Source organism: Sporosarcina sp. GW1-11, from assembly GCF_033088395.1.
In the GTDB taxonomy this organism is placed as follows: domain Bacteria; phylum Bacillota; class Bacilli; order Bacillales_A; family Planococcaceae; genus Sporosarcina.
The window spans coordinates 29711-44302 of sequence record NZ_JAPMIW010000005.1; the positions used below are offsets into that span (position 1 = coordinate 29711).

The window sequence follows — 14592 nt, forward strand, 5'->3', positions numbered from 1 at the left end:
ATTCAATTGCTCGATCAAATAGAAATACTGAAACCGCAATATCATCATCAATTTTAAAATCACTGAATAAGTGTAGAAATTTTGCACCCACTAGTTCTTCTAAGCCTTCTGGAGGTTGTTCATCATAGACCGCCTGTATCATTGATGTACGTGCTCCATGAACAATTTTTTTCCCTTCTGGCGTTCTTGCAATAAATTTTTCTGTCGGAGTTAGATTGCCGTAAAGAGTAGATACCGCCATATTGCCGATAAAAATTGTATGAATTCGTTCGGGACCTTTACCGAATAAGTCTTTTCTTAGCTTGCGAATAATATCATTGAACTCGTGAACTTTTTTCATTTTATATCTCCTATTCTATATTTACTGAATAATCGGAAATTCACAGTGTGGGCATTGTATTAAATGCTCTATTACTTTATACTAAACAAAGAGCTGTTGAAACACTAGTACGTGAATGCTAGGCTTTCATCTGTCTACTTGTAATAGTAAATACGGATTGGTTCTTTAGCAAGTCCTGTTAAGAGACTATTCCACCATGAAAAAAATTCCGTTTAAACCGGTTTTTTCATGGTGGATTTTTATTTAAAAAGGAGGATACCAAGATGGCTATTTCAATAAACGACAAATGTTTTGACTTCAAAGCGGGATCAACATTAATACAAATAATGAATGAGAATAATATAGAGCATCCTCAAATCTGTCATTTGCCTGAAGTCGATCCGATTCAAACATGTGACACATGTATCGTGGAAGTGAACGGAAAATTAACACGTGCTTGTTCCACGAAAGCCGTAGATGGCATGGATGTCCAATTGGCTTCTCCACGTGCAAAAGCAGCACAAACGGAAGCGATGGATAGAATATTAGAAAATCATTTATTGTATTGTACCGTATGCGATAACAATAATGGCAACTGTAAAGTTCATAATACTGTGGCGTTGATGGAAGTGGAACATCAAAAATATCCATATGAACCGAAATGTTCAAAAGATGCCGTGGATTTTACACACCCATTTTATCGTTACGACCCGAATCAGTGTATCGCTTGTGGTCAATGTGTAGAAGTGTGTCAGAACCTTCAAGTGAACGAAACGCTATCGATTGATTGGGAGCGCGATCGTCCAATTGTATTGTGGGATGGCGGCGCGAAGATTAATGACTCTTCTTGTGTTGGCTGTGGCCATTGTATTACGGTCTGTCCATGTAATGCTTTAATGGAAAAAACGATGCTCGGTGAAGCAGGGTTCATGACGAAGATGAGCGACGAACTGATGGAGCCAATGGTTGATTTGATCAAAAAAGTCGAGCCGGGTTACAGCAGCATCCTGGCTGTCTCTAATATAGAGTCTGCTATGCGAGAATCAAAAATCAACAAAACAAAAACAGTTTGCACATTTTGCGGGGTAGGTTGTTCATATGAAGTATGGACAAAAGACCGTAAAATCTTGAAAATACAGCCCGTTTCTGAAGCGCCAGTGAATCAGATATCTACATGTGTTAAAGGTAAGTTTGGTTGGGATTTTGTGAATAGCGAAGAAAGAATCACTACGCCATTAATCCGTAAAGGTGATGAGTTTGTCGAAGCCTCATGGGAAGAAGCACTGGATCTAGTTGCGGAAAATCTTGGAAAAATTCGTGATGAACATGGTAGAGATGGAATTGGTGTCATTTCTTCCTCCAAAATTACTAATGAAGAAAACTACGTCATTCAGAAATTTGCCCGTCAAGTATTCAAGACGAACAACGTAGACAACTGCTCACGTTACTGCCAGTCCCCCGCAACGGATGGATTATTCCGAACAGTAGGAATGGGTGGCGATGCAGGAACGATAAAAGATATAGCACAAGCGGGGCTCGTCATTATCATAGGGGCAAACCCTGCGGAAGGTCATCCAGTACTTGCGACTCGTGTAAAACGTGCACATAAATTATATGATCAAAAACTAATTGTAGCGGATCTTCGAAAGCATGAAATGGCAGAACGTGCAGATATCTTTATGACACCTCAGCAAGGTACCGATCAAGTCTGGCTAATGGCAGTGACAAAATATCTAATTGATCAAGGGTGGCATGATCAACAGTTTATCGAAGAGAACGTTTTACATTTTGAAGATTTCAAAACGGTACTCGAACGTTATACGCTTGAGTATGCCGAAGAAGTGACAGGGATTTCAAAAGAAGTCTTAATCCATACAGCACAATTAATTCGCGATGCAGATGGAACGTGTATTCTATGGGGAATGGGCGTAACGCAAAATACCGGTGGATCTGATACGTCGGCAGCGATTTCAAACTTATTGCTGGCAACAGGAAATTATCGTCGTCCAGGTGCAGGGGCTTATCCTTTACGCGGTCATAATAACGTACAAGGCGCATGTGATATGGGGAGCTTACCTGGATGGTTGCCAGGCTATCAACATATTACTGATGATGCTGCGAGAGAAAAATTCGAACGTGCTTACGGTGTAGAAATAGAAGGGAAGCCAGGACTAGATAATATCCAGATGCTTCATTCCATTGACGAAGGTGTAATGAAAGGCATGTATATCGTAGGGGAAGATATGGCGTTAGTTGACTCAAACGCTAACTATGTACATGACGTTCTATCGAAACTGGACTTCTTAGTAGTGCAAGATATTTTCTTCTCACGTACAGCACAGTATGCAGATGTCATTTTACCTGCTGTACCTTCGCTTGAAAAGGATGGTACTTTCACGAATACAGAACGACGTGTTCAGCGATTGTATAAAGCCTTGCCGAATAAAGGAAACTCACGCCAAGATTGGTGGATTATTCAAGAAGTTGCAAACCGTTTAGGGCAAAATTGGAACTATACACACCCACGTGATATTTTTGAGGAAATGGCGAGCTTAAGTCCGATATTTGCTGAAGCTGATTATGATGTACTTGAAGGTTGGGGTAGTTTCCTTTGGGGTAGTTTAGAAGGAAAGAGTACTCCGCTATTATATACAGAAGGATTTAATTTCCCGGATAAAAAAGCACGTTTTGCATTATCTGATTGGGTGGAACCAGTGAAATTCCCAGATGAGTTTGATCTCCATATTAATAATGGCCGGATGCTCGAACATTTCCATGAAGGAAATATGACGAATAAATCTGAAGGAATTCAAGAGAAAGTTCCGAATATTTATGTGGAAATTTCACCGGAGTTAGCACAAGAGCGCGGAGTAGTGACTGGCACGTATGTCCGTCTAGTATCTCCGTACGGTGCATTGAAACTACCAGCACTTGTGACGGCGCGTGTTCAGAAGAATGAGTTGTTTTTACCGATGAACTCTGTAGACAAAAAATCAGCAATTAACTTTTTGACAGGCCCTGCAACGGATCAACGTACGAATACACCGGCTTACAAGCAGACGATGGTTCGTATGGAAGTGCTACAACAAATAGGTGAGAATCCACTACCGAAGACCAATCATCGAGATAAGAAACGTCATCCTCAAAATGGCGTAGAAGTAAATCGCAAGTGGAACAGACCTGGCTATGTTCAATTAACGGATCAATAAATGTGAGGTGAATAAGTATGGCGGCACCGATAACTTCTATTAAGAGAACAGAACGTACAGAAATAGAACTACAGCAAGAGAAATTGGCTGATCTACAGAAGTTGATAGCAGAGCAAGAAGAATCTTTGCGGAAAATTATGGAAATCACTGGTGAGTTGCATAGTATTGGAGCTTTGGATGCACTACAGGCAATGCTTCAAGCAAAAGAAAAAATTGCTAGTATCGCAGTGGATCAAGTTTCTAGAGAACCGGTCACGAATATGCTGAATAACTTGTTGGCGGCTGCAGGTACATTAACTGCGATTAGTCCAGCGACAGTCCAGCAACTATCTCATAGCGTCCAGCAAGGATTGAACGAAGCGGAGAAAGGTGTGGAGGAAGGACAAAAAACAGGTGTCCTTCAATTGATGAAGTCTATAAATGATCCGGACGTTAATCGCGCCTTAACTTTTGGGATGAACTTTCTTAAAGGGATGGGTAAAGGTCTAAATGATCCAATGGAATAACAAACCTTTGCGAAAAGATAGCAGATGCTTCATACTAGGGTATAAGTATAAAAAGAATTTCTCCAGTGTCCTTTCTGTAAGGAAACTGGAGAAATTTATCTGATTAGAAGTAAACGAAAGATTCAACTTAATTAGTAGGAGATGGAAAAAATATGTCAATCAAAAGTCAAGTAGCAACACAATTACAAGAACAATCTGCAACACTTAAAAATATCGGAAGACTACTCGTCAAATGTTCAGATAAACCCGGTATCGTTGCAGCTGTTTCTACGTTTTTGCTGAATCACCAAGCGAATATCGTGGAATCCAGCCAATACTCTACGGATCCTGAAGGCGGCATGTTTTATCTTCGTATCGAATTCCATGCGGAACATTTGTTGCAAAAGAAAGAGCAACTTGAACTAGATTTTCAAAAAGTAGCAGATGAGCATGACTTGGAATATCGTTTCTCTTACGCTGTAGAGTTAAAGCGTACAGCTATTTTTGTTTCTAAAGAGCCTTACTGTTTAATGGAACTTCTATGGGAATGGCAAAACGGCGATTTAAATACCGATATCGTCGTAGTCATCAGTAACCACGAAGATGCACGTGGTATGGTCGAAGCACTCGGCATTCCGTTCCATTATATACCTGCCAATAAAGACATCCGTCAAGACGTGGAAAAGCAGCAAATCAAGTTAATGGAAGAGTATGATGTCGATGTACTCGTACTGGCGCGTTATATGCAAATTCTAACTCCAGATTTCGTTAGTCATTTCCCGAATCAAATCATCAACATCCACCACTCGTTCCTGCCTGCTTTCATCGGAGCAAAGCCTTACGAGAGAGCATTCGGTCGTGGTGTAAAACTGATCGGAGCAACTTCGCATTATGTTACGAATGATTTAGACGAAGGCCCAATCATCGAACAAGACATCGAGCGAGTCGATCACCGTGACGATGTCGTTCAGTTAAAGAAAATAGGCCGTACGATTGAGCGTCGCGTGCTTGCGCGTGCAGTGAAATGGCATATCGAAGACCGTATTATCGTAGAAAACAATAAAACAATCGTCTTCCATTAATAATAGGAAAGATCCCGCCTCTAGTTAGTGGCGGGATCTTTTTAATGTATAGGAGACTTAAATGTAGCTCCATGTGTTTCTTGTGTGTTCATAATCGTTAAAAAAGCCGATGGATCGATGTCGGTGGCGATTTGCTTAAGCTTAGAGATTTCTAGTCGTGTGACCACAACGTAGATTACATCTTTTTCATTATCGGTATAGCCACCACGACCATGTAATTTTGTAATGCTTCGGCCGAGTCGTAAACGAATGGCTTCACCCATCTCCTCGTATTCATCCGAAATGATAATGACGGCTTTTGTCTCGTCTAAACCTTGAATGACGATATCGATTGCTTTGGATGCGATGTAATAAGTTATGATGGAATACATTGCTTTCTCCGGACCGAGTACAAAACCTGCCCAACCGAAGATGAAAAGGTTGAAGAACATGACAAACTCTCCGACACTATATGGTATTTTACGCGTCAACAAAATTCCGAGAATTTCTGTTCCGTCTAATGCCCCTCCGTTACGAATGATCGTTCCAACACCTGCTCCAAGTAATAAACCACCGAATACCGTCGCAAGTAATGGATCCGTCACGAAAGGACCCAATTTTTTAAGTGGAAATTCAACAATCGCAAGTAAAGCAATCGCATATGAAGAAGAGATAAAGAAGTTCTTCCCGATATGTTTATAGCCGAAAAATAGGAATGGAAGATTACATAGTAAGATCAGGATCCCAAAAGGTATACCTGTTATGAAATTTAGTATTAGTGCTATCCCAATAATCCCGCCATCAATGACCGAATTCGGTATTAGAAATAAATCCAATGCAATAGCTGTGACGACTACCCCGATAGAAATAAATAAATAGCGTCTAAGCAAATGTCCTATCGTTTCCTTTTTATGCTGTTTACTCATAAAACTCCCCTTTTCTACACCCCATACGTTTTATTTTAACGGATTGTAAAGCAAGAACCTAGTAAGAATTAAAAGTAATTCATTTTCTTCTAAAATTCATTACGAATCATTTTTCTTTTATGGGCATAAGATGACATATCACAGCCTACTTGGAGGAGATACGTTGGATATTATAAATCAGCTGCATAACTATCGTAAAGAAGAAAATGAATTGAAGTGGGAAGGAACATTTAAAGAGTATTTGGAATTACTGAAAGAACGTAAAGAAGTCGCACAAACGGCTCATTCACGAATCTATGAAATGATTGCGAGTGCAGGTGTAGAAAAGCAAAATGGACGCAATGTGTATAAATTCTTTAATGAAGAAATGTTTGGTCTAGAAGAGTCCATTGAACGCTTAGTAGAAGAATATTTTCATCCTGCAGCGAAGCGTTTAGATGTTAAAAAACGTGTATTACTGTTGATGGGGCCGGTTAGTGGTGGGAAATCTACTATTGTGACAATGTTAAAAAGAGGTTTAGAGCAGTATTCTCGTACCGATGAAGGGGCGGTTTACGCGATAAAAGGTTGTCCGATGCATGAGGATCCTTTACATCTGATTCCGACTCCGTTGCGAGAATCTTTTTATAAAGAATATGGGATTCGTATTGAAGGCAGTCTATCTCCATTAAATAGCTTGCGTCTTGAAGAAGAGTATGAAGGTAGGATAGAAGATGTAGTGGTGGAAAGAATTTTATTTTCTGAGGATCGTAGAGTGGGAATTGGTACATTCACACCGTCTGATCCGAAATCTCAAGATATTGCAGATTTAACTGGAAGTATCGACTTTTCCACAATTGCCGAATATGGCTCTGAATCAGATCCACGTGCGTATCGATTTGATGGAGAGTTAAATAAAGCGAATCGGGGCTTGATGGAGTTCCAGGAAATGCTTAAGCTAGATGAAAAGTTCCTGTGGCATTTATTGTCGTTGACGCAAGAAGGAAATTTCAAGGCGGGAAGATTTGCGCTTATCAGTGCCGACGAATTAATTGTCGCGCATACGAACGAAACCGAGTACCGCTCATTCATCAGCAATAAAAAGAATGAAGCGTTACACTCTCGATTAATTGTTATTCCTATTCCTTATAATCTTAAAGTGAGCGCAGAGGAAAAAATCTATCAAAAGATGATTCAGGAAAGTGATATGGCTCATGTTCACATTGCGCCACATGCGTTACGGGTGGCTGCGATATTCTCGGTTTTGTCCCGTTTAAAAGCTTCCAAGAAACAAGGCGTTGACCGATTGAAAAAACTGCGTCTATATGATGGCCAAAGTGTGGAAGGCTTTAATGATGCGGATACGGAAGAGTTGAAGAATGAATTTATGGATGAAGGAATGGATGGCGTCGATCCACGTTACGTCATCAACAGAATTTCATCTGCAATCATTCGTAAAGAAGTGCCGAGTATCAATGCGCTCGATGTATTGCGTTCATTGAAGGACGGCTTTGATCAACATGCGTCAATTTCTGCTGAAGATCGCGATACGTATATGAATTATATTTCCATGGCACGTAAGGAATATGATGAAATAGCGAAAAAGGAAGTCCAAAAAGCGTTTGTTTATTCATATGAAGAATCTGCCAAAACATTAATGGATAATTATTTGGATAATGTAGAAGCGTTCTGTAATAAAAATAAATTACGTGATCCGTTAACAGGTGAAGAAGTGAGTCCTGATGAAAAGTTAATGCGCTCTTTAGAAGAGCAAATTGGTATTTCAGAGAATGCGAAGAAAGCATTCCGTGAAGAGATCTTGATCCGTATTTCTGCCTATGCACGGAAAAGCCAGCGCTTTGACTACCGGTCGCATGATCGACTGCGTGAAGCGATTCAAAAGAAGTTATTCGCTGATTTGAAGGATGTAGTGAAGATCACGACGACCTCAGCTACACCAGATGAGACACAGCTTAAAAAGATGAACGAGGTCGTCGCACGTCTCGTAGATGAGCATGGCTATAACTCTGTCTCGGCTAATGAACTTTTGCGGTATGTTGGTAGTTTATTGAATCGATAATTAAAAGTTAGGAACAGACACTATGTCACACGATGACTACAATGATGGCACAAGCCACGCCCGTCAAGTGAATGTAGCGAGAGCTGTAACGTAGAACGGCATTTGCTATAAATCCTGGACCACTCACAGAGTACCCATTTTGAATAGGCGTATTTACTATGCAAAAAACAAGAAAACAAGGTCCTTCACCGGATCTTGTTTTTTTGTTTCCTCACCATTTTGTCAATATTCAAACAGCTGATGCATAGGATAAGGAAACAAATTGTTCGAGAGATAGGCGGGGATTCGAATGGAAGAACAAGAGAACAGTCGATTCGTTGTTACTGAGGAAAATTGGACACTCCATCGCAAAGGCCACCAGGATCAGCAACGCCATCTAGATAAAATTAAAGAAGTATTACAAAGTAACTTACCAGACTTGATCAGTGAAGAGAGTATTATTCTTTCAAATGGAAAAGATGTAGTGAAAATCCCGATTCGTTCATTGGATGAATTTAAAATTCGTTACAACCACGATAAGTCCAAGCACGTTGGCCAAGGGCAAGGAGATAGTGCAGTCGGCGATGTAGTAGCGCAAGGAGAGCAACAGGCACAACCAGGGGAAGGTAAAGAAGCTGGAGATCAACCAGGTCAAGACATCTATGAAACGGAAGTGTCTATGGAAGAGTTGGAAGAAATGTTCTTCAAGGAATTGGAACTACCAGACTTGGAACAAAAAGAACAATCAGTTACGACGATTGAAGATATTGACTTTACGGATATACGCAAAAAAGGATTGATTGGTAATATAGATAAAAAACGTACATTACTTTCAGCTATTAAGAGAAATGCGATGAAAGGTAAAGCTGAAATTGCCCCAATTATGGAAGACGATCTGCGATTTAAAACATGGAACCCTATAGAAAAGCCACAGTCCAAAGCAGTCGTACTCGCAATGATGGATACGAGTGGCTCAATGGGGAAATTTGAGAAGTATATGGCGAGAAGCTTTTTCTTCTGGATGACGAAATTCTTACGTACAAAGTATGAAACGGTAGATATCGAATTTATCGCACACCATACAGAAGCCAAAGTCGTGACGGAGGAAAACTTTTTCAATAAAGGAGAGAGCGGTGGAACGAGGTGCTCTTCTGCTTACGAAAAAGCATTGCAAGTTATTAAGGAATCGTATCCACCAGCTAGTTATAATATTTATCCTGTACACTTTTCAGATGGTGAGAATATGACGAGTGATAATCGTAAATGCTTGGATTATGTAGATGAATTATTATCCATTTCCAATATGTTTGGCTACGCAGAAGTGAATGAGCATCGCAGAATGTCAACGCTTATGTCAGTTTATAAATCAATCGAGCATCCTAAATTTAATTACTATATTTTGCAAAAGAATCGCGATGTCTACTTTGCGCTGAAGAAGTTTTTCGAAAAGCGAAAGGAGGGATTCCGCTGACTGAACAACTAGCATTAGAACGTGCGATTGCTGAGATTACGGAAATTGCCAGTGGATTTGGATTAGACTTTTATCCGATGCGCTATGAAATTTGTCCGGCAGATATCCTCTATACATTCGGTGCATACGGTATGCCGACACGATTTACACATTGGAGCTTCGGTAAACAGTTCCATAAAATGAAACTCCAATATGACGTTGGATTAAGTAAAATTTATGAGTTAGTCATTAATTCAAATCCTTGCTACGCATTTTTATTGAATACGAATAGCTTGATTCAAAATAAATTAATCATTGCGCATGTACTGGCGCATTGCGATTTCTTTAAAAATAATATTTACTTCTCCAAAACACGTAAAGATATGGTGGAAAGTATGGCGGCGACAGCAGAACGCATAGCAGACTATGAAATTCTCTATGGCAAGCAGCGTGTGGAAACATTTTTAGATGCCGTGCTAGCGATTCAAGAGCATGTGGATCCAAGTATGTCAAGAGACGCTAAACCAGCCTCTTCTATATTTGATAAACCGAAGCCTAAACGCGCAGCCTACGATGATTTATGGGACTTGGATCATCGGCCAATGGTTGGACAGCAGGCAATTGAAATGAATAAGAAAAATCCACCGCAGCAAGAGAAAGATGTATTGCTATTTATTTTAGAGAACAGCCGAAACTTAACTAGCTGGCAAGGCGATATATTGACGATGCTACGTGAGGAAATGCTCTACTTTTGGCCGCAGTTAGAAACGAAAATTATGAACGAAGGCTGGGCATCCTACTGGCATCAGCAAATCTTACGGCAAATGGACTTAACGCCAGCAGAGACGATTGAATTTGCGAAACTCAATGCCAGCGTTCTACAGCCTTCAAAGACTACGATTAATCCGTATTATCTCGGTGTAAAAATGTTTGAAGATATCGAGAAGCGCTATGATGCGTTAGCTAAAGAAGCAGAATTTCGTGGAGAACAGACAACTACAGGACGTGAGAAAATTTTCGAAGCACGTGAAATTGAAAATGACACATCGTTCATCCGCAACTATTTAACCGATGACTTGATTAAGCAAGAAGATATGTACGTCTTTCAAAAGCAGGAAAATCTATATAAAATATCCGACAAGCAAACTGATAACGTCCGCAACCAGTTAATCGGTATGCGAGTGAATGGAGGCTTTCCTTATATTGTCGTAGAAGACGGTGATTACATGCGAAACGGAGAACTTTACCTCGTTCATCGATACGAAGACACCGAACTAGACCTTCCTTACTTGGAACATGTATTACCTCATATACACCATCTATGGGGGCGCATCGTCCATTTAGAAACTGTGTTAGAAAATAAGTCGCTCGTATTCTCATATGATGGGCATAAAGTGTTTAGACGCTCTAAATAAAATGTTCGACTTAAGAATAGACACCCGTCTATTCTTTTTCTATGGAAAAGAAGCATTCATTAACGAAGGAAAGGCTTTTCATTTCATCCGTCTAATGGTATTTTTAAAGTATATTAACTCGTTAACGTGATAAAGAGTTAGAAAAAGGGGGAAACAAAGTGAAGAAAATTTCATTTGCGTTATTGGTAGCTGCAATGCTTTTAGTAATGGCAGGCTGTTCGGACAAGTCGACAGACGTAGAAAAGTCAACGGATGCTGGAAATGACAAAGAAATCATCGTCGGTGTAGACGACAAGTTTGCACCTATGGGCTTCCGTGACGACAAGAATGAACTAGTCGGATTCGATATCGAAATGGCAACAGCAGCCGCTGAGCATATGGGTGCTACGGCAAAATTCCAGCCAATCGACTGGAAGACGAAAGAAACAGAACTAAGCAGTGGTCGTATTGATTTAATTTGGAATGGCTACACGATTACAGATGAGCGTAAAGAAAAAGTATTATTCACAAAACCTTATTTAGATAATAATCAAGTGGTTGTTACGTTAGCTGACTCAGCTATTAACGCGATTGAAGATTTAGAGGGTAAAGAAGTCGGCGTACAAGCACTTTCTTCTGCAGGTCCTGCACTAGAGAGCCACCCAATTCATGAAAAAGTGAAAAAAGTCACGGAGTTTGCGGATAACGTACTCGCATTGACAGATTTGAAAACAGGTCGTTTGGATGCAGTCGTTATCGATGAAGTAGTTATCGATTACTACATTACATCAGAAGAAGGCGTATTTAAGAAATTAGACGGTTCATTGGCTGTTGAAGAATACGGAATCGGCGTTAAAAAAGGTAACGAAAAATTGCTTGAAGATCTTCAAAAAGCATTGGATACAATGAATGAAGATGGAACAGCAGCGGAAATCTCCACAAAGTGGTTCGGTGAAGACAAAGTCCTTCGTTAATCTAAAAAAAATATTGTATGCCACAGAAGGCTAATAATAGTTAACTTTCTGTGGCATTATAATGAAGAAATATCATGAACCGCAGAAGGTTTTTTGGAGGAATTTAAAATGACTTATGAATATTTTATGTCTATGCTGATCCCGATGCTCGAAGGAGCCAAAGCGACTGTTCTATTGTTTGTGCTCGCTATTGTACTTTCGATTCCGCTCGGTTTTTTGCTAACGCTTGCCGTAAGAAGTAGTATTAAACCAATTTCTTTTTTGGCGCAGACGTATATTTATGTGATGCGTGGGACTCCTTTGTTATTGCAGCTATTGTTCTTTGTGTTTGGTTTACCACTTCTTCCGGTAATTGGAGAATATTTAGTGTTAGATCGTTTTGTAGCTGCGACGCTCGCGTTTATTTTGAACTACGCAGCATACTTTGCTGAAATCTTTCGTGGAGGATTGTTGTCTATAGATAAAGGACAATACGAAGCTTCGCAAGTTCTTGGATTATCTAAATGGCAGACGACTGTTCGTGTCATTTTACCGCAAATGTTCCGCGTGACTTTGCCCCCAATTGCCAATGAATCGGTTTCATTAGTTAAAGACACAGCACTTTTATATGCGGTGGCGGTTCCTGAATTGCTCCACTATGCTCAGACAGTGGTCAATCGGGATTTCACGATTATTCCCTTTTTTATTGCGGCGGGGATTTACTTGCTAATAGCTTTTGGGTTGACGATTGTGTTCAAATATTTGGAGAGAAAGCTGCAATACGATTAAGGAGAGAAAACTATGTCTTTCATTGAAGTGCGTAATTTACAGAAATCATTCGGACCTTTAGAAGTGTTAAAAGATATTTCATTTGATGTAGAAAAAAATGATGTTTTAGCAATTATTGGACCTTCGGGATCAGGGAAAAGTACGATGCTCCGTAGTTTGATCCAATTGGAGCAAGTCGGAGGCGGCAGTATTTTAGTTGATGGCGATTATTTGGTGAACAATGGGGTCTACGCAAATCCAGCAGATAGTAAAAGAATTAATGGTAAAATGGGGATGGTTTTCCAACAATTCAATCTATTTCCGCACTTGACTGTCAAACAAAACTTAGAGTTAGCACCTAAATTAGTGAAAAAGGAAAAAGCTAAAGAATACAGTGAGCGAGCAGTTGAACTGCTAGAGAAAGTAGGACTTGCTGCAAAACAAGATGAATTGCCATCTAGATTGTCTGGAGGTCAAAAACAACGTGTGGCAATTGCACGGGCGTTAATGATGAATCCTGAAATATTATTATTTGATGAACCCACTTCCGCACTCGATCCACAATTGACGAAAGAAGTGCTACACGTTATGAAAAATCTAGCAGAAGAACATATGACGATGATAGTCGTTACACATGAAATGGAATTCGCAAGCAATGTCGCGAATCGTGTGATTTTCATGGCCGACGGTATGATCGTCGAATCAGGTAGTCCAGATGAAGTATTCAACACACCAAAACAACTACGTACGAAAGAGTTTTTAAACTATGAAATGAATGAGTAAAAACATAAAAAATAGCCTATCGCATAGAAGTTCCTACGATAGGCTGTTTTTTTGTGAGAGTTTACTTACAATATGGAATATTCCATTGACGGATAGCGAAGTAAAGTGTACGATTACGTATAATTATTGCCTTTTCTGAATATACCGACAGGCAATAGATATTATGTTAGGGGGATTTTGAATGGTGAAACGTTGGATGACTTATGCAACAGCACTTTTAAGTATTGTGCTCATTCTAGCTGCGTGTGGTGGGGAAAAGAAGTCATCAGATTCAGCAACAGATGACAAAAATGATGAAAAAGAGAGCGGTAAAGAAAAATACACGATTGGTGTCACGCAAATCGTTGAACACCCATCTTTAGATGCTGCGTTAGAAGGTTTTCAGAAAGCGATAGAAGATGCTGGTTTGGATGTTGAATATGACAAGCAAAATGCACAAAATGATAATAGTTCAAACTCAACAATTGCGAACAACTTAGCAGGTGCAGGAGTCGATTTGATTTTCGCGAACTCTACACCTAGTGCACAAGCAGCGGCTAGTGCAACACAAGATATTCCGATTATCTTCACATCAGTAACAGATGCAGTTGCAGCGGAATTGGTTGCTTCTAACGAAGAGCCCGGGGGCAATGTCACAGGAACAATTGATAACCATCCGGATGCAATTTCTAGCACAATGAAGTTTTTGAAAGATAGCTTAGGTGCAAAAAAAGTAGGTATGATCTTCAACTCTGGAGAGCAAAATTCACGTCTGCAAGTAGATTCAGTAAAAGGAATCTTGAAAGATATGGATATGGAAGTAGTTGAAGCATCTGTTGCAACATCAGCTGATGTAAAACAAGCAGCTGAATCCTTGATTGGATCAGTAGATTCATTTTATATTATCACAGACAACACAGTCGTTTCTGCTTTGGAATCAGTAATTTCAGTTGCGAATGACAATAAAATTCCGATGATGGTCGGTGAGTTCGATTCAGTTAAACGTGGCGGACTTGGTGCGTACGGTTTCGAGTACTATGACATCGGTTATGAAGCAGGACAGATGGCAGTGAAGGTTCTTACAGGAGAAGCGAAAACAGAGACATTACCTGTGCAAGTACCTCAAAACTTGAAGTTACTGTTGAACAAAAAAACTGCAGAAGCAATAGGTCTTGAAATTCAAGATGATTGGAATGCAGAAATTGTAGAATAACCAAGGAGATGATC

The 14592-nt window shown here is 39.9% G+C and carries 12 protein-coding genes; 10 read left to right on the top strand and 2 right to left on the bottom strand.

Features of this window, described 5'->3' with window-relative positions:
• The coding region (locus tag ORD22_RS04925; protein ID WP_317644799.1) for a Na-translocating system protein MpsC family protein at window positions 1–340 on the bottom strand (340 nt) is incomplete at its 3' end.
• Between the two features lie 263 nt (window positions 341–603).
• Between ORD22_RS04925 and fdhF the strand changes: the two genes are divergently transcribed.
• The 3 genes from fdhF to purU all read left to right on the top strand — a co-directional run bounded on the left by fdhF (window position 604) and on the right by purU (window position 5095).
• Complete coding sequence (gene fdhF / locus ORD22_RS04930) at window positions 604–3528, top strand: formate dehydrogenase subunit alpha (RefSeq protein WP_317644800.1); 2925 nt, start codon at window positions 604–606, stop codon at window positions 3526–3528.
• A gap of 17 nt (window positions 3529–3545) precedes the next feature.
• Window positions 3546–4034: a helical membrane plugin domain-containing protein gene (locus ORD22_RS04935; protein ID WP_317644801.1), complete on the top strand. Its 489-nt coding sequence runs from the start codon at window positions 3546–3548 to the stop codon at window positions 4032–4034.
• A gap of 152 nt (window positions 4035–4186) precedes the next feature.
• Window positions 4187–5095 carry a formyltetrahydrofolate deformylase gene (gene purU / locus ORD22_RS04940; RefSeq protein WP_317644802.1) on the top strand — a complete coding sequence of 303 codons (909 nt, stop codon included), beginning with the start codon at window positions 4187–4189 and terminating at the stop codon, window positions 5093–5095.
• A gap of 41 nt (window positions 5096–5136) precedes the next feature.
• On the opposite strand, the gene ORD22_RS04945 is transcribed toward purU, so the two are convergent.
• Window positions 5137–6000: a YitT family protein gene (locus ORD22_RS04945; protein ID WP_317644803.1), complete on the bottom strand. Its 864-nt coding sequence runs from the start codon at window positions 5998–6000 to the stop codon at window positions 5137–5139.
• A gap of 130 nt (window positions 6001–6130) precedes the next feature.
• On the opposite strand from ORD22_RS04945, the gene ORD22_RS04950 reads away from it, so the two are divergent.
• From ORD22_RS04950 to ORD22_RS04980, 7 genes are all read left to right on the top strand, one after another.
• Entirely contained in the window at window positions 6131–8059 is a 1929-nt protein-coding gene (locus ORD22_RS04950) for a PrkA family serine protein kinase (RefSeq protein WP_411567619.1), read from the top strand.
• 289 nt (window positions 8060–8348) lie between these two features.
• Entirely contained in the window at window positions 8349–9509 is a 1161-nt protein-coding gene (gene yhbH / locus ORD22_RS04955; protein WP_317644805.1) for a sporulation protein YhbH, read from the top strand.
• Window positions 9506–10903: a SpoVR family protein gene (locus ORD22_RS04960; protein ID WP_411567622.1), complete on the top strand. Its 1398-nt coding sequence runs from the start codon at window positions 9506–9508 to the stop codon at window positions 10901–10903. Before yhbH ends, ORD22_RS04960 begins: the two co-directional genes overlap by 4 nt.
• Window positions 10904–11061: 158 nt before the next feature.
• Window positions 11062–11856 (top strand): amino acid ABC transporter substrate-binding protein, encoded by a 795-nt coding sequence (locus ORD22_RS04965; protein ID WP_317644806.1) that lies wholly within the window; start codon window positions 11062–11064, stop codon window positions 11854–11856.
• Window positions 11857–11964: 108 nt separating this feature from the next.
• Complete coding sequence (locus ORD22_RS04970; RefSeq protein WP_317644808.1) at window positions 11965–12624, top strand: amino acid ABC transporter permease; 660 nt, start codon at window positions 11965–11967, stop codon at window positions 12622–12624.
• Window positions 12625–12636: 12 nt separating this feature from the next.
• Window positions 12637–13386 (top strand): amino acid ABC transporter ATP-binding protein, encoded by a 750-nt coding sequence (locus ORD22_RS04975; RefSeq protein WP_317644809.1) that lies wholly within the window; start codon window positions 12637–12639, stop codon window positions 13384–13386.
• Window positions 13387–13567: 181 nt separating this feature from the next.
• On the top strand, window positions 13568–14578 hold the full coding sequence (locus ORD22_RS04980) for an ABC transporter substrate-binding protein (protein ID WP_317644811.1): 1011 nt from the start codon (window positions 13568–13570) through the stop codon (window positions 14576–14578).
• Window positions 14579–14592: the final 14 nt, after the last annotated feature.

Bases quoted from the DNA above. Each gene is read 5' to 3' on its own strand.
- fdhF (WP_317644800.1), top strand. From the start codon at position 604: ATGGCTATTTCAATAAACGACAAATGTTTTGACTTCAAAGCGGGATCA.
- ORD22_RS04935 (WP_317644801.1), top strand. From the start codon at position 3,546: ATGGCGGCACCGATAACTTCTATTAAGAGAACAGAACGTACAGAAATA.
- purU (WP_317644802.1), top strand. From the start codon at position 4,187: ATGTCAATCAAAAGTCAAGTAGCAACACAATTACAAGAACAATCTGCA.
- ORD22_RS04945 (WP_317644803.1), bottom strand. From the start codon at position 6,000: ATGAGTAAACAGCATAAAAAGGAAACGATAGGACATTTGCTTAGACGC.
- ORD22_RS04950 (WP_411567619.1), top strand. From the start codon at position 6,131: ATGACATATCACAGCCTACTTGGAGGAGATACGTTGGATATTATAAAT.
- yhbH (WP_317644805.1), top strand. From the start codon at position 8,349: ATGGAAGAACAAGAGAACAGTCGATTCGTTGTTACTGAGGAAAATTGG.
- ORD22_RS04970 (WP_317644808.1), top strand. From the start codon at position 11,965: ATGACTTATGAATATTTTATGTCTATGCTGATCCCGATGCTCGAAGGA.
- ORD22_RS04975 (WP_317644809.1), top strand. From the start codon at position 12,637: ATGTCTTTCATTGAAGTGCGTAATTTACAGAAATCATTCGGACCTTTA.
- ORD22_RS04980 (WP_317644811.1), top strand. From the start codon at position 13,568: ATGGTGAAACGTTGGATGACTTATGCAACAGCACTTTTAAGTATTGTG.